Source organism: Micromonospora sp. SH-82, from assembly GCF_051132485.1.
Taxonomy (GTDB): domain Bacteria; phylum Actinomycetota; class Actinomycetes; order Mycobacteriales; family Micromonosporaceae; genus Micromonospora.
Genome location: NZ_CP148049.1, coordinates 1,244,787 through 1,262,912 on the forward strand (window position 1 = coordinate 1,244,787; position 18,126 = coordinate 1,262,912).

Consider the following 18,126-nt stretch of genomic DNA (forward strand, 5'->3'; position numbering starts at 1 on the left):
CCGCCCGTGGAACCGCCCGTCGCAGCTCCCCACCCGCCCGCGCGTACTACCGCAAGCGGGTGGGACGCGACATCGGGTCAGACCTGGACGGTGGGGGGAAGCTGCTCGGGCGGGAGCCCGCCGTCACCGTCGACCACCTCGTCCGGGGTGCCGTCCTCGTTGAGGTCGACCATGGTGACGTCGACCTTGCCGTCGCCGTCGGTGTCGAACTGGAACAGGTCGGCCTTGCCGTCGCCGTCGGTGTCCACCACCCAGACGTCGGTCCGTCCGTCGTTGTTGGTGTCCGCGCGCAGCAGCTCGATCCGCTCGTCGCCTCGGGTGTCCACCGTCTCGGTGTTCTCCGCCGGGTCGGTGCTCGGCAGGATCTCCGGTGCCTGGCTCATGTCGGGTCGTCCCTTCCCTCTGTTGACCGCCGTCTGTACCCGATCCGGTCCGTCCCCACGCCTGCCGGTACGGCATCCGATCATGACAGGCCGACGCGACGGTCCCCCACGGAGCGTGGTCGCGTGATCCCGCAGGGGCCGACGCCCCGGGCAGCGCCGTCGGGTCGTGGCTGCATAGGGTCGCCCCATGAACGAGTGGAGCGAGCGGCCTGACCCGGGCGATCCCCGTGGCGTCACCGGCGATCGTTGTGTCGTGATCGGAGCCGGCACGATGGGCCTCGGCATCGCGTACGTGGCCGCCGGGGCCGGATACCGGGTGGAACTGGTCGAGGTGGACCCGGAGCGGGCCGCAGCGGCCCGTGACCGCCTCGGGGACCTCCGGGACCGGGCCGTCCAGCGGGGCAAGCTGACAGTCGACGAGGCGGGCGCACACCGGGACCGGCTCACGGTGGTCGGAGGGCTCGCCGAGGTCGCCCCGGAGCCCGCTGTGGTGATCGAGGCGGTGCCGGAACGGCTGGACCTCAAACGAGCGGTCCTCCGGGCGGCCGCCGACCTGCGTCCGGCCCTGTTGGGCAGCAACACCTCCAGCATCCCCATCACCGACCTGGCCGAGGGGATCGGGCCACGGGACCGCTTCCTCGGACTGCACTTCTTCAACCCGGTCTGGGCGATGCCGCTGCTGGAGATCGTGGTCGGCCCGGCCACCGCCGACGAGACCACCGTCGCGGCCGTCGCGCTCGCCCGCCGCCTGGGCAAGGACCCCGTCGTCGTACGCGACCTGCCCGGCTTCGCCACCTCCCGGCTCGGGGTGACCCTCGGACTGGAGGCGATCCGGATGCTCGCCGACGGGGTGGCCGACGCGGCGGACATCGACAAGGCGATGGTCCTCGGCTACAAGCATCCCGTCGGCCCGCTGGAGCTGACCGACCTCGTCGGGCTGGACGTCCGGCTGGACATCGCCCGGACGCTCCAGGCCGCGTACGGTGACCGCTTCGCCCCGCCGCCGCTGCTGGAGGAGATGGTGGCCGCCGGTCGGCTGGGCCGCAAGAGCGGCGAGGGCTTCTACCGCTGGGTCGACGGCCGCCGGGCAGACGCCCCGACGACGGCCGGGGAGGCGACCCGATGAGCGCCCCGACCCCGACCGGCGGAGGTGGCCTGCGGGTCGAGGAGCAGCCGGACCGCCTGGTGGTCACCCTCGACCGCCCGGAGAAGCGCAACGCCATCGACGCCGACCTGGTGACCGCCCTGCACCAGGTCTGCGCCGAGTTGGAGGCCCGGCCGCGACTCCTGCTGCTCACCGGCGGCGTCGAGGGGATCTTCGCGGGTGGGGCCGACATCGGGCAGTTGCGCGAACGCGGCCGGTCCGACGCCCTCGCCGCGATCAACTCGGCCGTCTTCGCCCGGGTCCGCGCCCTGCCCCTGCCGACTGTGGCGGCGGTGGACGGGCCGGCGCTGGGCGGCGGCGCGGAGCTGGCGTACGCCTGCGACCTGCGGGTGTGCACGGACCGGGCGGTGTTCGGCCAGCCCGAGGTGCGACTGGGGATCCTGGCCGGGGCGGGGGCGACCCACCGGCTTCCGGCGTTGGTGGGCGAGGCGCGGGCCAAGGAGTTGCTCTTCACCGGGCGGCGGGTCGACGCCGCCGAGGCGCTGCGGATCGGGCTGGTGAACCGGGTGGTCGCCGACCCGGCCGAGCTGATGCCCACCGCGCACGGACTGCTCGACGAGATCTCCAAGGGCTCGACGCTGGCGCTGCGGCTGACCAAGCTGGCGGTGGACGCCCCACCGGCCGCCCACCCCCACCTGGACCTGGTCAGCCAGGCGGTCCTCTTCGAGGACGAGGAGAAGCACCGCCGGATGACCGAGTTCCTCGACCGGAGCCGGAGCCGACGGTCGCCGTCCTGAACGTCGGCGGGGACGCCGTCGGTCGTTGCCGACGGCCTCCCCTGCCCTGCGTTGCCCGGACCTCGCCGACACCGCCCGTGCCCGGGCAGGTCACCGACGAGGCAGTGCGTCAGTCGTCGTCGGTGATCCGGAGTCCGGCGTCGTCGAGGGCCATGATCACCTGGGCCGACTCGGCGAACCCGATGATCAGCACCGCGTCCGCCCCGAAGTCCTTGATGTCCAGGGCACCCGAGGAGAAGTCGACGGGTACCTCGGCGCCCTCCGGCGGCGTGTAGGTGAGCAGCTTCACCCGGTCGGGGCCCATCCCGGCCCGCTCCAACTCGTCCCGGACGGACCCCTGGAGGCCCTCGCCGTACGAGTCCTTCCGGGCCACCAGGGCGATCTTCGTCGGCCCGTCCCGGAGCATCACGTCGGCGAGCGCCCGACCCTGGAGGTTGTCCGGCGGGGCGGTACGGAAGTAGAGCCCCTGGTCCTCCACCTCGCTCAACCCGGCGTCGGTGTTGGCCGGGGAGAAGAGGATCCGGCCGGCGGCCACCACGTCGGGCAGCACCTGCCGGGAGATACCCGAGGCGGCCGATCCGATGATCACGTGCACGCCGGCGGAGACGTGCGAGGCCACCGTCGCCTTGGCCACGTTCACATTGGTGCCGTCGTCGCCCTCGATGAAGCGCGTCGGCTCCCCGAGCACCCCACCCGCCGCGTTGATCTCACGGATCGCCAGCCGGACCCCGGCCAACTGCGGCGGATACGCCAGCGACAGGTCACCCGTCTGCGGCAGCAGCCCGCCGAAGACGAGCGGAGCGCCGCCCCGGCTGCCGCTGCCCGGCCGGGCCTTCGGCGGGGCCTTGGTGCTCGCCCGGGACTCGTCCCCGGCGCCCACGAACTCGGTCTTGCCCTCGTCGATCTTCTCGTGGTCGAAGTGGAGCGTGGCGTAGCTGGCGGTGGAGGGCTCCCCGGCGTCGGTGAACCCAGCCCGGTTCAGCGACATCCCCCGGTACTCGATGTCCTCGCCGTCGCGGGCGAGCCTCAGGCACGTGGGGATGTCGTCGCAGCGCTTGCCGCCGTTCGTGACACCGACGATCTGCCGGGCGACCTCACGGGGCGCCGTGGTGCCCGCCAACTCGGCGGCAAGGGCACTGATCACCACCGCGTCGTAGGACTCCCCGGCGTAGGGGAAGTCGGTCAGCTTCGGGTCGACCGCACGCAGCCGCTCCTTGAAACCCTCCGGCAGCGGGGTCAGGGGAGTGGTCCCCTTCATCCCGTCGACCAGGCCGGACCGGTCCTTCAACTGCGCGGGGAAGGAGTTCTGCATGTTGCCGTCTACGCCGTAGAGACGCACCTGTTGGGTGGTCGCCTCCTCGGGTTCGTCCGTCCCGCACGCAACGGTGGCGAACAGGAGCGCCGCAGCACCCGCCAGTGCGGCGGCGCGGGGGACGCGGGATGGGAGCATGGTCGTCCTTCCTTGGGCGAAGGTCCGCTGCGCACACTAGCGTGCCGTCGGTCACCGGCGGGAGCGCGGCAGCGGATCAGATCGTCCCCACGCAGCACCGCTCACCTGGTGTGATTTTCCCGGCACCCCTGGTGATCACTTGACCCGCTGCCCTACTGTGCGGCGAGTGACGGACCTATCACGGCAGATGTTCGACGACGCCACCGCCATCCTCGACTCGGCGCTCGACGGTGACGGCGCCGCCGTGGCCAGGACGATCGACACCGTCGTCGAGCGTTCCGGCCTGGACGGGGCGTACGGGATGGCCTGGTGTCTGGCGGCCACCCTCCTCGGCGAGGAGGTGCCGGTCGGGGGGTGCTCGTTGGAGTTCCCCGACATCGACGAGGCCGAGTACGACACCCGGTGGGTGGCCCGGTTCGTCAGCGCGTACGCCAATCACGACCAGGACACCGGTGAGGCACTGTTCGGGGCGGCGGTGGCCGACGGGCAACTCCCCGAGTGTCTCCAGACCCTCGCCGGGTCGACCCTGGCGACCCTGCGCAGTCGAGCCGGCTGACGACCCGGGAGGCGCGGCTGCTTCTGATCAGAAGGCGTGGTGCGAGGTCAGGGCCTCGTACTCGTACCGCTGGGTCTCGAACCGGACCTGGAACCGGACGCCGTCCTTGACGTTCGTGGCGACCACCACCCAGCCCGACTTGGCGGGCAGGTAACTCCAGTAGTTGCACTTGCTGGTCTTGTCGACGAAGACCACGCAGGCGTCGACAGGGAACGGGCTCGCGTTGCGCACGTTGATGTCCTTGCACCGGGTGGACGTCCGGTACGGCCCGGCGCTGCCGCCCCAGCCGGCGACCTGGAAGAACGAGCGGACCGACCCGCCGTAGCAGGTGGAGGTGGTGGCGAACTGGTTCTGCGCCCCCACCCCGGCGGTGACCTCGGCGATGACCTCGGCCGGTGCCGCCTCCGCGGTGCCCCCCGAGGGTGCCGCCCCGGCCGGACCGCCGATGGTGGCGACGGTCAACGCGACGGCTCCGGCCAGTGCCCGGGTGACAGTGACGGACATGCCCACCTCCAGATGCTCGAACAACCGTCCGCAGTGGACGGACCCCGTGCCGAGACGATGGTACGCGTCGATGTGTCGCCTGTCGCTCCCGGGTGTGTCCAGGGGGTGTGGTAGCTCTGTTGTCATGTCCGAGGGGATGCTCAGCAAGGTCCGCAAGCTGCTGGCCAAGGCGGAGGACCCGGCCTGCACCCCCGCCGAGTCCGCCGCGCTGACCGCCAAGGCCACCGACCTCATCGCCCGGTACGGAGTCGACAGCGCCCTGCTCGCCGCCTGTGACCCGGCCACCGACCCGGTCGGTGACCGGCTGGTCGACGTCCCCGCCCCGTACGCCAGGGACAAGGCCGGTCTGCTGGCCGCGGTCGCCGACCCCATGCGGTGCCGGTGCGTACGTCGCCGCAACGGCAGCGGCTTCGAGATGCACCTGTTCGGCTTCGCCAGCGACCTGGAACGGGTCGACGTCCTGTTCACCTCACTGCTGGTGCAGGCCGCACAGGGGCTCGCCGGCACCCCCGTGCCACCGGGCGTCCACGTCGCCGCCTTCCGGCGTACCTGGCTGGCCGGTTTCGCCCAGACCGTCGGGGAACGGCTCCGGGCCGCCGAGGAGGCGGCCGCCGGGCAGGTCACCGGCGAGTCGTACGCCCTGGTCCTCGTCGACCGGACCGACCGGGTGCAGCGGCGGGTCGCGGAGGCCTACCCCCGACTGCGTACGGCCCCACGCCGCCGACTGGCCGGCGGCGGGTTCGGCACCGGCGCCGAGGCGGGCCGCCGCGCCGACCTGGGCGGCAGACGGGTCCCCACCCCGTCGTCGGCCCGACGACTCCCCGGCCGAAGCTCGGCAGCCGAAGGTTGAAGGTGCGGTGCGGGATGCTGCGGTGCCGGTGTCCCGGGTGGTGCTGGGGGCTCCGGTGTCGGGTCAGCGGGTCACGGAGCGGTGGTAGCCGGTCAGCAGCTCCTGCCACCCGGCGGTCAGCGCCTGCCGGTAGCCCTCACCCGACTCGCCGTGCCGCTCGAAGTGCCGGTGCTCCACCTCCACCACGGTGTCGCCGGAGTCGTCCGCGCGGAAACGCACCTCCACCTCACTGGCCCGCTCCGGGTCCGGCACCGGTGCCCGGTCCGGCCCGATCTGCCAGGTGAAGACCAGTCGGTACGGCGGCTCCCAGACCAGGACCCGACCCCAGTCGGCCCGGAACCCGTACGGCCCGATCTCGTAGAGCATCCCGTCGGTGTGCGGCTCGATCCCCAACTCCACCAGCGCCGCCGACCCGGACCAGGTGTAGTCCCGGATCCACCAGTCGGCCAACTCCTCGGCGAAGACCTCGAAGGCCCGCTCCACCGGAACCGGCACGAGCAGCACACTCCGCACCGAGGCCGGCCCCACCTCCTGCCGAACCGCTGCCCCCTTCTGCGCCATAAGTCCGAATCTACCCAAAAGCCCGCCTCCCCGCCCTGCAACACACCCACCCTCGGGTGCTGCCTGATCCGTTGCGGGCGACGGTGGGTTGGGAGAGGTCGATCACGGGCGGGTTCTGGGGTCGGGAACGCAAAGATCCCCACCGGCGTTTCCGCTAGTGGGGATCTTGGTAGCCCGGCGAAAGGCTATGTGGCCAGGGGCGGGGTCGAACCGCCGACCTTCCGATTTTCAGTCGGACGCTCGTACCAACTGAGCTACCTGGCCTTGATCTCGGCTCATGCTACCCGGTGAGCAGGTGAACTGCCTGTGGGGACCGTCAGCCGATACGCAGAACGCCGCGCAAGGTGCACGCGGCGTAGCGTTGCGGTCCTGACGGGACTTGAACCCGCGACCTCCGCCTTGACAGGGCGGCGAGCACTCCAACTGCTCCACAGGACCTTGCTCTGTTGCATCCGGCCGAAGCCGGACCGTGCCCCCAACGGGATTCGAACCCGTGCTACCGCCTTGAAAGGGCGGCGTCCTGGGCCGCTAGACGATGAGGGCGGCCCCGCCATCATTGCACACTCGCAAGTTCTGGCGGACTTGCTCCCATCCGGCCCCGCCGGAGGCTTGCAAAGCATACGTGATCGGGTGCCGGTCGACAAAACCGGTACCGGCGGCCCCGTTCGGCCGTACAAAACCGCAGGTCAGCGCAGTTTGGTGATGCCGTACCGGGTCTTGAGGTCGAGGATCACCCGGGGGCAGGCGGCCACTGTCGGGGCCCGGTCACCCCCGCCGTCGTGCAGCAGGACGACCGCGCCGGGGCGGGCGGCCTTCTTGATCCGCTTGGCGATGGTGGGGGCGGTGGGCTTCGCCCAGTCCTGCGGGTCGACGGTCCAGTGCAGTGAGCGCATCCCCAACTGCTTGGCGACCGCCACCACCTCGGCGTTCCACCTGCCGCCCGGTTGCCGGTAGAACGGGACCTTCGCGTCCGGTACGGCGGCACGGATGGCGGCGCTGGTCCGTCTCATGTCGGCGCGGATGGCGGCCTTCGGCCGTCGGCCCAGGTCCATGTCGTGGTCCCAGCTGTGGTTGCAGAGTTGGTGCCCCTCGCGGGCGATCCGGGCCACCAACTCCGGGTACCGCTCGGCCCGCTTGCCGATGACGCAGAAGGTCGCCTTCACCTTCGCCTCGCGGAGCTGGTCGAGAACGGTCGGGGTGTACTTCGGGTCGGGGCCGTCGTCGAAGGTCAGCGCGACCTCGCGTACCCCTGTGGTCTTGCGCAGGCCGGCGGGGAGGCCGGTGGGACGCGCGCGGACCGGGGCCGGCGGGGTGCTGCGGGTCGGACTCGGGCTGGCGGCGGGCGCGGGGGGCGTCGACGGTGCGGGTGCCGGGGTGGGCGGGGCCGCTGCCGGGTCGGGTCCGGTGCCGGCCTGCCCACAGCCGGTGACGATGAGCAGCAGGCAGAAAGCGGACACGAGGGCGGCGCGAGACATCATCGCTCCGAGGGGTCGGGTGCGCGGACCCTCAGACGCTAGTGGAGGCACCCCCGGTACCGGCAGGGCCGGTCACGAGGATTGTTCGAGGGAGTCACAGAGGGCGATGGCCAGCGAGACCGCCTCGGCCAGGTCGACCGGTCGGACCACCCCGGCGGGCAGGGTGTCGGCCCGCCAGCCCGGCCCGGCGGCGAGGACCAGCAGGGGTCGGCGGGGCACCGCCAGGAGGGCGACGAGCTGACCCGGCTCCGCGGTCGCCCGCAGATGGGACCAGACCACCACCCCCGCCGGCCCGGTCCGGTTCACCGCCTCGACCAGCGCGGCCGGGGGGACCCGGGCACCGAGCATCCGGTACGCCACCCCGGCCTCGGTGAGCGCGGCGGCGAGCGCCTCCAGCGGGAGGGTGTGTTGTTCCTCATCGGCGCAGGAGAGCAGGATCCGGGCCGGTCCGGTGGTGGTGTCGGTGCGGATCACGGTGGCGAACGCCTCGGAGACGCACCGGGAGAAGAGGTGCTCGACCTCGATCAACCCGCCGGTGGCGGCGTGCCGTTCGCCGATCCCGGCGAGCACCGGACGGAGCAACCCCTCCCAGGTGGCGATCACCCCCTCGTCCGCCAGGTGTCGGGAGATGGTGGTGGCGACGGCCACCGTGTCGAGGCGCATCGCGGCGCGGGCCAACCCCCGGGCGGCCGGCCCGGCCCGGCCGACCGGGATCGTGGTCCCACCACCGGCCCGCCCGACCGGGATCCGTTCGACAGCGGCCCGGCCGAGCGTGACAGTCGTCGCGCCCTCGTCGCGTACGCCGTTGATCCGGGTCGAGGCGGCGATGCCGGGGGCGGTCAGGTCGGGGGCCTGCCGCGCCCAGCGGGCCGCCTCCGCCGGGCTGATCCCGTCGGCGGTCAGCCGCCTCATGATCTCCAACCGGGCCATGTCGGCGGGGGTGTAACGCCGGTGGTGACCCGGGGTGTGCTCGCTGGGGCCGAGCCCGTACCGCTGGTGCCAGGTGCGCAGCGTGGTGACGGCCACGCCCAACCGGCGGGCGACAGCGCCCGCGCTCAGCGCCTCATCGGCCACCCGACGGCTCCGCACCGTCAATGGCCCGAGGCGTACCACCCGCCGTCCCCTCCGGGCCGGTGGGTCGACCGGGAAGGTCCGTGGGGTGCAGGAACCTGTCGATCACCCCGCCCAGCCACGGCGCGTACGTCTGAGGTTCGGCGACCAGGTCCGCCGACACCTCGCCGGGGTCGGCCCAGCGCAGCTCGGCCACCTCGGTCGGCTCCGGGTCCGGCACCACGTCGGCCGGGAGTTCGCCCCGCAGGACGTGGTCGTACTCGAACTCCACCCGCCCGGTCTCCGGGTCCTCGGCGCGGTAGACGTACACCCCGACCTCGGTCAGGTCGACCGGGCCGATGCCCAGCTCCTCGGTGAGTCGACGGTTGGCGGCGGTGACCGGTGACTCGCCCGGTCGGGGGTGCCCGCAGCAGGAGTTGGCCCACCGCAGCGGGAAGCGGGTCTTCACCGCCGCCCGGCGTTGCAGCAGGACCTGCCCGGCGGCGTCGGTCAGCAGCACCGAGAAGGCCCGGTGCAGCCGACCCGGCGGGTGGTGGGCGTCGGCCACGCTCGCGGCACCGAGCGGCGTACCGGCGTCGTCGACCAACTCGACCGGGTGTCCCTCCCGGGACGTCATCGGGTACCTCCGGTGATGCGTTCGGCGGCCAGCTTGCCGGAGATGAGCACCATCGGTACGCCGACCCCGGGCTGGGTCCCCGAGCCTACGAAAACCACGTTGGACAGTGTGCGGTGGAGGTTGGACGGACGGAACGGCCCGGTCTGGAAGAGGCTGTGCGCTGCGGCGAACGGGGTGCCCGCCGCCATGCCCTGGTCGGCCCACTCGGCCGGGGTGACCGCCCGGAGCACCTCCACGCCGTCGCCGAACCCGACGTACCCGCGCTCCTCCAGGGTGCCGATGAGCTGGTCGCTGTAGCGTTCGGTGAGGTCGCCGCGCCACTGGAAGGGTGCCCGGTCGAGGTTGGGCACCGGGGCGAGGACGTAGTACGTGTGCCGGTCGGCCGGTGCGACGGTCGGATCGGTCCGGCTCGGGTTGGTGACCAGCAGCGACGGGTCGGTCATCAGCTGTCCCCGGCGGATGACCTCGTCGAAGGTCCCCTTCCAGGCCCGGCCGAAGTGGATGTTGTGGTGGGCGATCTTCCGGTAGCCCTGCTTCGAGCCGACGTGCAGCACCACGCAGGAGGGGGAGTAGGTGAGGCGGCGGGTCCGGGTCGGCGGGAGGAGGTCCCGGTAGGCGACCGGCAGGTCGGGGTTGAGCACCACCACGTCGGCCTTGATCAGCTCACCGTCGGTGGTGACGACCCCGGTGGCCCGCCCGTTGAGGGTCTCCACCCGCTCGACGGTGGTGTCGTACCGGAACTGGACGCCGTGCTTCTCGGCGGCGCCGGCCATGCCCTTGGAGACCGCGTGGATGCCGCCGCGCGGGAAGTACACCCCGGCCACCGAGTCCAGGTACGCGATGACCGTGTAGATGGCGAGCGCGTCGTGGGGGGCGAGCCCGGCGTACATCGCCTGGAAGGAGAAGATCCGCTGGGTACGGGGGTCCCGGAAGAACTGGTTGATCTTGGTCTGGAGTCGACGGAACGCGCCGGAGGCCAGCAGCTTCAACAGGTTGCCGGTGAGCAGGTCGGTCGGGGCGTCCAGGTTGCGCTCGATGAAGTCGGTCCGCTCCAGCCGCCACAGCTCCCGGGAGTAGTCGACGAAACGCAGGTAACCGTCGGCCTCGCGGGGGCCGCAGAGCTTCGAGATCTCGGCGGCCATCCGGGTGGTGTCGGTGAGCACGTCGAGGGTCGACCCGTCCGGGTAGTAGGCCCGGTACGCCGGATCCAGCGGAGTCAGGTCGAGCCAGTCGGAGAGCTCCTCGCCGACGGCCCCGAGCGCCTCGGCGATGAGGTCGGGCATGGTGAGCACCGTCGGGCCGGTGTCGAACTCGTACCCGTCCACGGAGAGCCGCCCGGCCCGTCCGCCCGGCACCGGCTCCCGCTCGACGACGGTCACCTGTCGGCCGCTGCCGGCCAGGTGCAGCGCGGCGGCCAGCCCGCCCAGACCGGCACCGACGACCACCACCCGGTCCGTACGCCCGCTCACCGTCCGCACCCGGGACCACCTCCTGTCACGAAGACTGCTCATCATGCCTGCCGCCGGGTGGCGGTGGCGGCGAGACCTGTCAGCGCGGTCCGCGCGGTCTCGTCCATCGACGCGGCGTCCAGTGCGGCCAGCGCGTCGGTGACCCGATCGGTGATCATCTGCTCGATCCGGTCGACCGCCCCGGTGGCCAGGACGACCTCGGCCAGCCCGGCCGTCGTCGGGTCGTCGGGTTCGGTGCCGGCCTGTTCCAAGAGCCGTCGCTGTGCCGGGGTGGCAAGCTGCCGGGCCAGCATCAACAGCGTGGTGGGCTTGCCGGTACGCAGGTCGTCGCCGGCCGGCTTGCCGGTGGTGGCCGGGTCGCCGTAGACCCCGAGCAGGTCGTCGCGGAGTTGGAACGCCTCGCCGACGGCCAGCCCGTACCGGGTGTACGCCGAGACCAGGGGATCGTCGGCGGTGACCCCGGCCAGGTAGGCCCCGAAGAGCAGCGGTCGTTGGACGGTGTAGCTGGCCGTCTTGTAGCGGGCCACCCGCAGCGCCCGGTCCACCGACCAGTTCGCCGCGTCGCTCTCGCCGAGGACGTCGAGGTACTGCCCGGCGACGGTCTCGACCCGCATCTGGTCGTAGCAGCGACGCACGTCGAGCAGCCGGTCGGCGGGGACGGTGGCGTGGGACATGAGCCGGTCGGCCCAGACCATGCACAGGTCGCCGACGAGGACCGCGACCGCCTCCCCGAACCGGCCGGAGTCCCCCCGGTGTCCGGCGGCGGCGTGCTGGGCGGCCAGTGCGACATGAGCCGTGGGTCGGCCCCGACGGGTCGCCGAGGCGTCCATCACGTCGTCGTGGACGAGCGCGAAGGTGTGCAGGAGTTCCAGCGCGGCCAGGGCCGGCAGGACCGGGGGGAGGGAGTCGTCGTTGCCCGCCGCCCCGCGCCAGCCCCAGTAGGCGAAGGTCGGCCGGACCCGTTTGCCGCCGGAGAGCACACAGTCACGTGCGGTCGCGGCGAAGCCACCCATCGCTGCGTCGATTTCCGTGAGTTGATCCACTTCGGCGGTGAGGAAGGTGGTGAGGGTGTCGTCCACCGCCGTGACCAGGTCTTGGGTGTACGCGGCCAGGACCGCGCGGACCGGATCGTCGCCCTCGGCCGGTTTCGCCGGCGCCAGGCGGAGCGCATTACCCGCAACTGCGTCGTTGGCCATGCGGGCGAGCGTACCCTAGGGTTACGAGTTGCGTCGATTGGTGCGTCGAATTTGAGGAGAGCCGGTGGACATGGACCTCACCGCCGCCTATGACCGTTGTCGTGAGCTGCACCGACGACACGGCCGTACCTACTATCTCGCCACCCGGCTGCTGCCCGCTTGGAAACGGCGGCATGTGCACGCTTTGTACGGATTCACCCGGTACGCCGACGAGATCGTCGACCGGACCGAGGACCTGCCCCCCGCCGAGCGGGCCGCCCGCCTCGACGACTGGGCCGGACGGTTCCTGGCCGGGCTGCACGGCGAACAGGTCGACGACGAGCTGCTCCCCGCCGTCCTGCACACCATCGCCGTGTTCGACCTGGACCGCGACGACTTCGCGTCCTTCCTCAAGAGCATGGCGATGGACCTGACCGTCACCTCCTACCGCACCTACGACGCCCTGCTCGACTACATGGAGGGCTCGGCGGCGGTCATCGGCACCATGATGCTGCCGATCCTGGGCAGCTCCGACCGGGCGGCGGCCCGCGAACCGGCCCGCCAGCTCGGCTTCGCCTTCCAGCTGACCAACTTCGTCAGGGACGTCGCCGAGGACCTCGACCGGGGGCGGACGTACCTGCCCGACGAGGACCTGGCCGCCTTCGGGGTCACCCGCGACGACCTGTTCGCGGCCCGGCAGCGCGGCCGGACCACCGAACCCATCAGGGAACTCATCCGGTACGAGGTCGCCCGCGCCCAGGCGCACTACCTCGCCGCCGCCCCCGGGATCACCCTGCTCGACCCCGCCTCGCAGGCCTGCATGCGGACCGCGTACGCGCTCTACGGCGGGATCCTCGACGAGGTGGCCGCGCAGGACTACGACGTCTTCGTCCGGCGGGCCACCGTGCCGCAGCGCCGCCGGATGTCGGTGGCCGCCCGATCCCTGCTCACCCCCACCGGCACCCCGGTGGTGGTGCCCGGCCCCGAGCTGACCGGCGAACCGCCGTCCATCGACCGGACCCCCCGAATCGACGCACCGGCCGTCGCACCGCAGAAGGGTTCGCCGTCCGTGTCGTCGACGGTGGTGGACGTGGCACCGGTGCCCCGACCGGCAGTCGGGTGACGGTGGTGCGTACCGCGATCGTGCTCTTCACCCGCGACCTGCGGGTGCACGACCACCCGGCGCTCGCCACCACCTGTGCGGCGTTCGACAGGGTGGTCCCCGCCTACGTCCTCGACCCCACCCTGGCCGACCGGTCCCCGAACCGGACCCGGTTCCTCCACCAGAGCCTCGCCGACCTCCGGCAGACCCTGCGCGGCCTCGGCGGGGACCTGGTGGTGCGACACGGCGACCCGGTGGCCGAGACGATCAAGCTGGCCGGTGAGGTGGGGGCCGAGGCGGTCGCCCTCTCCGCCGACGTCAGCCGGTACGCCCGCCGCCGCGAGCGCCGGCTGCGCGCCGAGTGCGAACAGCACCGCCTCCACCTGCGGCTCTTCCCAGGCCTGACGGTCGTGGACCCGGGTGCCCTGCAACCCGGCAGCGGCGACCACTACAAGGTGTTCACCCCCTACTTCCGGGCCTGGCAGGCCACCGACTGGCGGACCGGACTGGCCGCACCGGAGAAGATCGACCTCGCTGGTGGGCTGTCGGTGGGTCGGCTGCCGGCCCTCCCCGCCGGGGAGTCCCCCGACGCCGCCGTCGGGGGCGAGACCGTCGCCCGGTCCCGGCTGCGTGACTGGCTGCCCACCCACGACGGGTACGGCGACACCCACGACGACATGGCCGGTGACCACACCTCCCGGCTGAGCCCGTACCTGCGGTTCGGCTGCCTCTCCCCACTGGAGGTGGCCGACCGGGTCGGAGACCGGGAACACCCGTTCGTCAGGCAGGTCTGCTGGCGGGACTTCTACTACCAGGTCGCCGGGGCCTTCCCCGACCTCGCCCGGACCGCCTACCGCTCCGGGGCCACCGAGGACTGGCGGTACGACACCGACGTCCTGGACGCCTGGACCGAGGGGCGGACCGGAGTCCCGATCGTGGACGCCGGGATGCGGCAACTGCGCGCCGAGGGGTGGATGCACAACCGGGCCCGACTGATCACCGGCGGCCACCTCACCAAGCAGCTCAAACTGGACTGGCGAGCCGGGTTGGCGGTCTTCGGCAGGTGGCTGCTGGACGGCGACGTACCAAACAACTCCGGCAACTGGCAGTGGGTGGCCGGGACGGGCACCGACACCCGCCCGTACCGGGGATTCAACCCCGTTCGACAGGCCGAGCGGTACGACCCCGACGGCGCGTACGTCCGCCGGTGGCTACCGGAACTGGCGTCGGTCGACGGGGTCGCCATCCACCAGCCGTGGCGACTGCCCGAGGCGCAGCGCAAGGGGCTGGACTATCCGCCCCCGCTGCCGCCCCCCGGCCCACCCCCGCCCTGGCTGCGGTGAACCGTGAGGGGCGTCCATCCGTAGTGACGACGTCCGACCCGTAGCCACCCAGAAAGCAGGCGATCCCGTGCAGACAGACAAGCCGAACCAAGGTTCATCCGCAACGTCGTCCGGCGTCTTCCTATCGGACCAGGACGCGATCGCCGAGATGAGAGCCTGGCTCGGCAAGTCCGTAAGGGAGAATGTTGATCTCCAATTTGGAAATTACGATAAAGCCGAGATCGCACAGAGTGAACTGACCCGAGAGTACATCCAGGAACTGAAGAAGGTCAGCGATCTCTGTGGACGCCTGGAGGCAGGCGATCAGGCGCATTCCTCCACTGTCGACCACTCGGGTGCCGTCGCTCTTCTGAAGGCGAAGAGGCGTGAGTTCAACGAGTATGTGGGTGGTTTCCTCGACGTTCCGGAGAGCCCATCGCCGAGCACTCCCGCCACCGAGCTGCTGTCGCAGGCGCAGGCCGAGGGGCCCCGTCCGCAGGGTCGCCTGAGCACTGTCCCACCGTTTTCCTCGGCGATGGCACTGAAGTCCCCGCCGGTGTTCAACCGCGAGACGCAACAGTGGGCCGCCGCATCCGCTCCGGGTCGCCGAGACCACAGGGGCGGCCCTTCGAGCAGCAAGCCGACCAATCGGACGCCCGAACCGCGCCGGAGCGGAAGAAGCCAGTAGCCCACACCCTGTTGCAGTGCGCGACGACGGCTGAGCAGTGGCTCGCGTCTCACGCCACGTCGTGGCGCCCGTGCCACGACGTCCGGTTTCTCACGTTGCGTCGCGCTTTCGCGCCTCGTTCTCATCGGCGGACCGGTCGGCCCTGTGTCCGGGTACCGGCTCCGAGGACGCCGGCAGCCAGGGCGGTCAGGGCCGCCAGGGCCGCGACGAGCGGCCCGGTGCCGAGCCGGGGATTCACCATGGGAATCCAGTCGCCGAACATTGCTGGCGCGTTGTCGTAGCCGAGTGCCACGAAGACGGTGGCTCCGACGACCACACCACCTGTACCTGCCGCCAGGACGAGCGCTGTCACCCGGCGCGGGGAGGTGAGCAGCACCCACAGGGCACAGGCATACGTCACAGTGACTGCTGTCAGGTGCAGGCCCCAGTGTGGGAGTCGCCAGACGTCGATCCCGGTCGTGCCGTACCAGGCCCAGGGGGTGGCGACCACCGAGAACACGCTCACGCAAGCTGCCAGGACCACGACTCCGAAAGCGCCTGTTCTGACTCTCACTTCCGCTCCACTCCTGTTACCTGTGCGAGGTGAATGGAGCCGCCCGCCAGCAGCCCCATTCACCTCGCCAGCGGTTCCTCTACGACGTCTGCAGCGTCAGACCCATCACTGCGGTGATGTAGGGCACCTCGGTGAAAACGATGGTCTCATAGGAGAGGCCGGGCGTCACCGGGGTGCTTCCCGCGCTGACGACACCCCGTGCGGCGACATACCCGTCCGAGGACCGGATCGACCAGACAGGTCCGCCGCTGTCGCCGTGGGCAACAGAGCTGCAGCCACTGCACTGCCACCCCTCGACGCCGGTACGCGTGCCCTTCCCATCTCCGAGATCGTATTGGATGTAGTCGTTGACGATCTGAATTTGACACCGATTCGGATAGCTCGTGTATCCGCTCTGGCAGACGTACTCGCCTTCGAAGGACCACTGTTGGGAACGGACCTGGAACATGTAGTCGTCATTCACCCAAACCCCGGACTGAGCGTCAGCCCGGATGAGCGCGGCGTCAAACTCGACGTCCACTGCCTGAACGTTGCCGATATTGTTTCCGTTCATGGCCCGTACGTTGTTTCCAACGTTGTAGCAGTGCTCAGCCGTTAGGAGAAACTCGGTGCCGGAGGCGTTGCGCACGCCGAATGCGGCGGTGCAGTCCCAGCCGGAGGACCGTGTACTCACACGCGTCGGAATTCCCCCGGGGTAGGGCGCTTGTGGGTTCTCCCGACTGACTGGGGTGATCGGGTCACCGTTCACGGCGACGATGTCGGCCGCCGCGACTGGTCCGGCGTCCGCAGCCAACCTGGACAAGGTGTCGGCTCTGCCCAATTGCGAAAGCTGCCTGCGGGTGCGGGTCCTGGTCGAAGCCCGCTACGACGCGGTCGACCGGACCTGACTCCCGCCGAAGGAATTCGGGCACAACGGTGGCTGGAACGGCTGTCGATGGGTGATGCTGGCGGGATGGCTGAGCCGGAGCTGGTGGACGTGGTCGTGGTCGGGCTGGGCGTGGGCGGCGAGGAGGTCGCCGGGAAGCTCGCCGAGGCCGGTCTGACAGTCGTCGGGGTCGAACGCGACCTGGTCGGCGGGGAGTGCCCGTACTGGGGGTGCATTCCGAGCAAGATGATGATCAGGGCGGCGAACGCCCTCGCCGAGGCCCGTCGGGTCGACGGGTTGGCCGGGACGGTGCAGGTCAGCCCGGACTGGGCGCCGGTGGCGAGGCGGATCCGCGAGGAGGCGACCGACGACTGGGACGACCGGGCCGCCGTGGACCGGTTCGTCGGCAAGGGGGGTCGGTTCGTCAGGGGTGCGGGTCGACTCGACGGACCGGGTCGGGTCCGCGTCGGCGACCGGGTGTTCCAGGCCCGGCACGGGATCGTCCTCGGCACCGGGACCCGGCCGTCGATCCCGCCGTTGGAGGGGCTCGCCGAGACGCCGTACTGGACGAACCATCAGGCGATCGAGGTCGAGGAGTTGCCGACGGAGCTGGTGGTCCTCGGCGGTGGGGCGATCGGGTTGGAGTTGGCACAGGTCTTCGCCCGGTTCGGGGTCCGGGTGACGGTCCTGGAGGCGTCCGACCGGGTCCTGGCCGTCGAGGAGCCGGAGGCGTCCGCCGTCGTCGCCGACGCGCTGCGCGCCGACGGGGTCGAGATCGAGACCGGCGTCCGCGCCGAGCGGGTCGACCACGACGGGTCCCGGTTCACCGTGTACGCCCAGGACGGCCGGCGGTTCACCGGCGAGCGGCTGCTGGTGGTGACGGGTCGCCGGGCGCACCTGGACGAGTTGGGGCTGGACACCGTCGGGGTCACCGCCGACCAGCGGTACCTGCCTGTGGACGACCGGATGCACGTCACGGACGGGATCTGGGCCGTCGGTGACCTGACCGGTGAGGGGGCCTTCACCCACATCGCCATGTACCAGGCCGCGATCGTCGTCGCCGACGTGCTCGACCACGCCCGCCGGGCCGAGGCCGGGCCGGACGCCAGCGGTACGTCGAGTGTGGTCGGGGGAGCGGTGGGGGCGGTCAGCGCGGTGGGCGGGGCGGTCGGTGGTGCCGCCGCCGGTACGGTTCCCCGGGCCGACTACCGGGCGCTGCCCCGGGTCACCTTCACCGATCCGGAGGTCGGTGCGACGGGCATCACCGAACGGCAGGCCCGTGAGCGTGGGGTCAACGTGCAGGTCGGGGTGGGGCGGTTGGAGTCGTCCACCCGGGGGTGGATCCACCGGGGAGACGGCCTGATCAAGCTGGTCGCCGACGCCGACCAGGGGGTGTTGGTCGGGGCCACCTCGGTCGGTCCGGCGGGTGGGGAGGTGCTGTCCGGTCTGGTGGTGGCGATCCACGCGGCGGTTCCGATCAGTCAACTCCGCCACATGATCTACGCCTATCCCACTTTTCACCGGGCCATCGAGGACGCCTTGCGCGACCTCAGGTGACCGCAGTATCGCTGCATATTCCGATAC

18 protein-coding genes, 3 tRNA genes and 1 pseudogene are annotated in these 18,126 nt (G+C 71.4%); 8 read left to right on the forward strand and 14 right to left on the reverse strand.

Annotated elements, in window-relative coordinates; all coding sequences use genetic code 11:
- Nucleotides 1-77: 77 nt before the first annotated feature.
- Nucleotides 78-383: a hypothetical protein gene (locus tag WHN02_RS05780; RefSeq protein ID WP_434742392.1), complete on the reverse strand. Its 306-nt coding sequence runs from the start codon at nt 381-383 to the stop codon at nt 78-80.
- Between the two features lie 187 nt (nt 384-570).
- Here WHN02_RS05780 and WHN02_RS05785 point away from each other — a divergent pair, with 187 nt between their 5' ends.
- Nucleotides 571-1,509: a 3-hydroxyacyl-CoA dehydrogenase family protein gene (locus tag WHN02_RS05785; protein WP_434742393.1), complete on the forward strand. Its 939-nt coding sequence runs from the start codon at nt 571-573 to the stop codon at nt 1,507-1,509.
- A complete protein-coding gene (locus WHN02_RS05790; protein WP_434742394.1) occupies nt 1,506-2,285 on the forward strand; it encodes an enoyl-CoA hydratase/isomerase family protein in 780 nt (259 codons plus the stop codon). The genes WHN02_RS05785 and WHN02_RS05790 overlap by 4 nt, the downstream gene beginning before the upstream one ends.
- A 109-nt stretch (nt 2,286-2,394) precedes the next feature.
- Here the strand turns inward: WHN02_RS05790 and WHN02_RS05795 are convergent, their stop codons facing one another.
- A complete protein-coding gene (locus tag WHN02_RS05795) occupies nt 2,395-3,735 on the reverse strand; it encodes an ABC transporter substrate-binding protein (RefSeq protein ID WP_434742395.1) in 1,341 nt (446 codons plus the stop codon).
- 187 nt (nt 3,736-3,922) lie between these two features.
- Between WHN02_RS05795 and WHN02_RS05800 the strand changes: the two genes are divergently transcribed.
- A complete protein-coding gene (locus WHN02_RS05800; protein WP_434743831.1) occupies nt 3,923-4,291 on the forward strand; it encodes a hypothetical protein in 369 nt (122 codons plus the stop codon).
- Nucleotides 4,292-4,318: 27 nt separating this feature from the next.
- Here WHN02_RS05800 and WHN02_RS05805 read toward each other — a convergent pair whose 3' ends face one another.
- Nucleotides 4,319-4,795: a hypothetical protein gene (locus WHN02_RS05805; protein WP_434742396.1), complete on the reverse strand. Its 477-nt coding sequence runs from the start codon at nt 4,793-4,795 to the stop codon at nt 4,319-4,321.
- 124 nt (nt 4,796-4,919) lie between these two features.
- Here WHN02_RS05805 and WHN02_RS05810 point away from each other — a divergent pair, with 124 nt between their 5' ends.
- Entirely contained in the window at nt 4,920-5,645 is a 726-nt protein-coding gene (locus tag WHN02_RS05810) for a DUF2786 domain-containing protein (protein ID WP_434742397.1), read from the forward strand.
- A 63-nt stretch (nt 5,646-5,708) separates the two neighbouring features.
- Here the strand turns inward: WHN02_RS05810 and WHN02_RS05815 are convergent, their stop codons facing one another.
- The 9 genes from WHN02_RS05815 to WHN02_RS05855 form a co-directional block, all read right to left on the reverse strand.
- Nucleotides 5,709-6,206, reverse strand: a complete 498-nt coding sequence (locus WHN02_RS05815) for an SRPBCC family protein (RefSeq protein ID WP_434742398.1) — start codon at nt 6,204-6,206, stop codon at nt 5,709-5,711.
- Nucleotides 6,207-6,396: 190 nt separating this feature from the next.
- A tRNA-Phe gene (locus WHN02_RS05820) sits at nt 6,397-6,470 on the reverse strand.
- Between the two features lie 100 nt (nt 6,471-6,570).
- A tRNA-Asp gene (locus tag WHN02_RS05825) sits at nt 6,571-6,644 on the reverse strand.
- Nucleotides 6,645-6,676: 32 nt separating this feature from the next.
- Nucleotides 6,677-6,749 (reverse strand) — tRNA-Glu (locus WHN02_RS05830).
- Nucleotides 6,750-6,892: 143 nt separating this feature from the next.
- Nucleotides 6,893-7,684 (reverse strand): polysaccharide deacetylase family protein, encoded by a 792-nt coding sequence (locus WHN02_RS05835; protein ID WP_434742399.1) that lies wholly within the window; start codon nt 7,682-7,684, stop codon nt 6,893-6,895.
- 69 nt (nt 7,685-7,753) lie between these two features.
- On the reverse strand, nt 7,754-8,755 hold the full coding sequence (locus WHN02_RS05840) for a MerR family transcriptional regulator (protein ID WP_434742400.1): 1,002 nt from the start codon (nt 8,753-8,755) through the stop codon (nt 7,754-7,756).
- Nucleotides 8,745-9,368 carry an isopentenyl-diphosphate Delta-isomerase gene (gene idi, locus WHN02_RS05845; RefSeq protein ID WP_434742401.1) on the reverse strand — a complete coding sequence of 208 codons (624 nt, stop codon included), beginning with the start codon at nt 9,366-9,368 and terminating at the stop codon, nt 8,745-8,747. The genes WHN02_RS05840 and idi overlap by 11 nt, the downstream gene beginning before the upstream one ends.
- Nucleotides 9,365-10,846, reverse strand: a complete 1,482-nt coding sequence (gene crtI, locus WHN02_RS05850; RefSeq protein ID WP_434742402.1) for a phytoene desaturase family protein — start codon at nt 10,844-10,846, stop codon at nt 9,365-9,367. Before crtI ends, idi begins: the two co-directional genes overlap by 4 nt.
- Before the next feature lie 32 nt (nt 10,847-10,878).
- On the reverse strand, nt 10,879-12,033 hold the full coding sequence (locus WHN02_RS05855; RefSeq protein WP_434742403.1) for a polyprenyl synthetase family protein: 1,155 nt from the start codon (nt 12,031-12,033) through the stop codon (nt 10,879-10,881).
- A 64-nt stretch (nt 12,034-12,097) separates the two neighbouring features.
- On the opposite strand from WHN02_RS05855, the pseudogene WHN02_RS05860 reads away from it, so the two are divergent.
- The 3 genes and pseudogenes from WHN02_RS05860 to WHN02_RS05870 all read left to right on the forward strand — a co-directional run.
- Nucleotides 12,098-13,003, forward strand: a pseudogene (locus WHN02_RS05860) (phytoene/squalene synthase family protein); the annotation flags it as partial.
- A gap of 137 nt (nt 13,004-13,140) precedes the next feature.
- Nucleotides 13,141-14,457, forward strand: a complete 1,317-nt coding sequence (locus WHN02_RS05865) for a cryptochrome/photolyase family protein (protein ID WP_434742404.1) — start codon at nt 13,141-13,143, stop codon at nt 14,455-14,457.
- A 67-nt stretch (nt 14,458-14,524) separates the two neighbouring features.
- The gene (locus tag WHN02_RS05870) at nt 14,525-15,124 is read left to right on the forward strand and encodes a hypothetical protein (RefSeq protein ID WP_434742405.1); all 600 of its coding nucleotides are present in this window, start codon (nt 14,525-14,527) and stop codon (nt 15,122-15,124) included.
- 121 nt (nt 15,125-15,245) lie between these two features.
- Here WHN02_RS05870 and WHN02_RS05875 read toward each other — a convergent pair whose 3' ends face one another.
- Together WHN02_RS05875 and WHN02_RS05880 are read right to left on the reverse strand one after the other, a co-directional pair.
- Entirely contained in the window at nt 15,246-15,629 is a 384-nt protein-coding gene (locus tag WHN02_RS05875) for a hypothetical protein (RefSeq protein WP_434742406.1), read from the reverse strand.
- A 127-nt stretch (nt 15,630-15,756) separates the two neighbouring features.
- Nucleotides 15,757-16,470, reverse strand: coding sequence for a hypothetical protein (locus WHN02_RS05880; protein ID WP_434742407.1), 714 nt, complete (start codon nt 16,468-16,470; stop codon nt 15,757-15,759).
- 159 nt (nt 16,471-16,629) lie between these two features.
- On the opposite strand from WHN02_RS05880, the gene WHN02_RS05885 reads away from it, so the two are divergent.
- Nucleotides 16,630-18,099 carry a dihydrolipoyl dehydrogenase family protein gene (locus WHN02_RS05885; RefSeq protein WP_434742408.1) on the forward strand — a complete coding sequence of 490 codons (1,470 nt, stop codon included), beginning with the start codon at nt 16,630-16,632 and terminating at the stop codon, nt 18,097-18,099.
- Nucleotides 18,100-18,126: the final 27 nt, after the last annotated feature.

Bases quoted from the DNA above. Each gene is read 5' to 3' on its own strand.
- idi (WP_434742401.1), bottom strand. From the start codon at position 9,368: ATGACGTCCCGGGAGGGACACCCGGTCGAGTTGGTCGACGACGCCGGT.
- WHN02_RS05805 (WP_434742396.1), bottom strand. From the start codon at position 4,795: ATGTCCGTCACTGTCACCCGGGCACTGGCCGGAGCCGTCGCGTTGACC.
- WHN02_RS05790 (WP_434742394.1), top strand. From the start codon at position 1,506: ATGAGCGCCCCGACCCCGACCGGCGGAGGTGGCCTGCGGGTCGAGGAG.
- WHN02_RS05780 (WP_434742392.1), bottom strand. From the start codon at position 383: ATGAGCCAGGCACCGGAGATCCTGCCGAGCACCGACCCGGCGGAGAAC.
- WHN02_RS05815 (WP_434742398.1), bottom strand. From the start codon at position 6,206: ATGGCGCAGAAGGGGGCAGCGGTTCGGCAGGAGGTGGGGCCGGCCTCG.
- WHN02_RS05855 (WP_434742403.1), bottom strand. From the start codon at position 12,033: ATGGCCAACGACGCAGTTGCGGGTAATGCGCTCCGCCTGGCGCCGGCG.
- WHN02_RS05795 (WP_434742395.1), bottom strand. From the start codon at position 3,735: ATGCTCCCATCCCGCGTCCCCCGCGCCGCCGCACTGGCGGGTGCTGCG.
- WHN02_RS05800 (WP_434743831.1), top strand. From the start codon at position 3,923: ATGTTCGACGACGCCACCGCCATCCTCGACTCGGCGCTCGACGGTGAC.
- WHN02_RS05835 (WP_434742399.1), bottom strand. From the start codon at position 7,684: ATGATGTCTCGCGCCGCCCTCGTGTCCGCTTTCTGCCTGCTGCTCATC.
- WHN02_RS05810 (WP_434742397.1), top strand. From the start codon at position 4,920: ATGTCCGAGGGGATGCTCAGCAAGGTCCGCAAGCTGCTGGCCAAGGCG.
- WHN02_RS05785 (WP_434742393.1), top strand. From the start codon at position 571: ATGAACGAGTGGAGCGAGCGGCCTGACCCGGGCGATCCCCGTGGCGTC.
- WHN02_RS05885 (WP_434742408.1), top strand. From the start codon at position 16,630: ATGGCTGAGCCGGAGCTGGTGGACGTGGTCGTGGTCGGGCTGGGCGTG.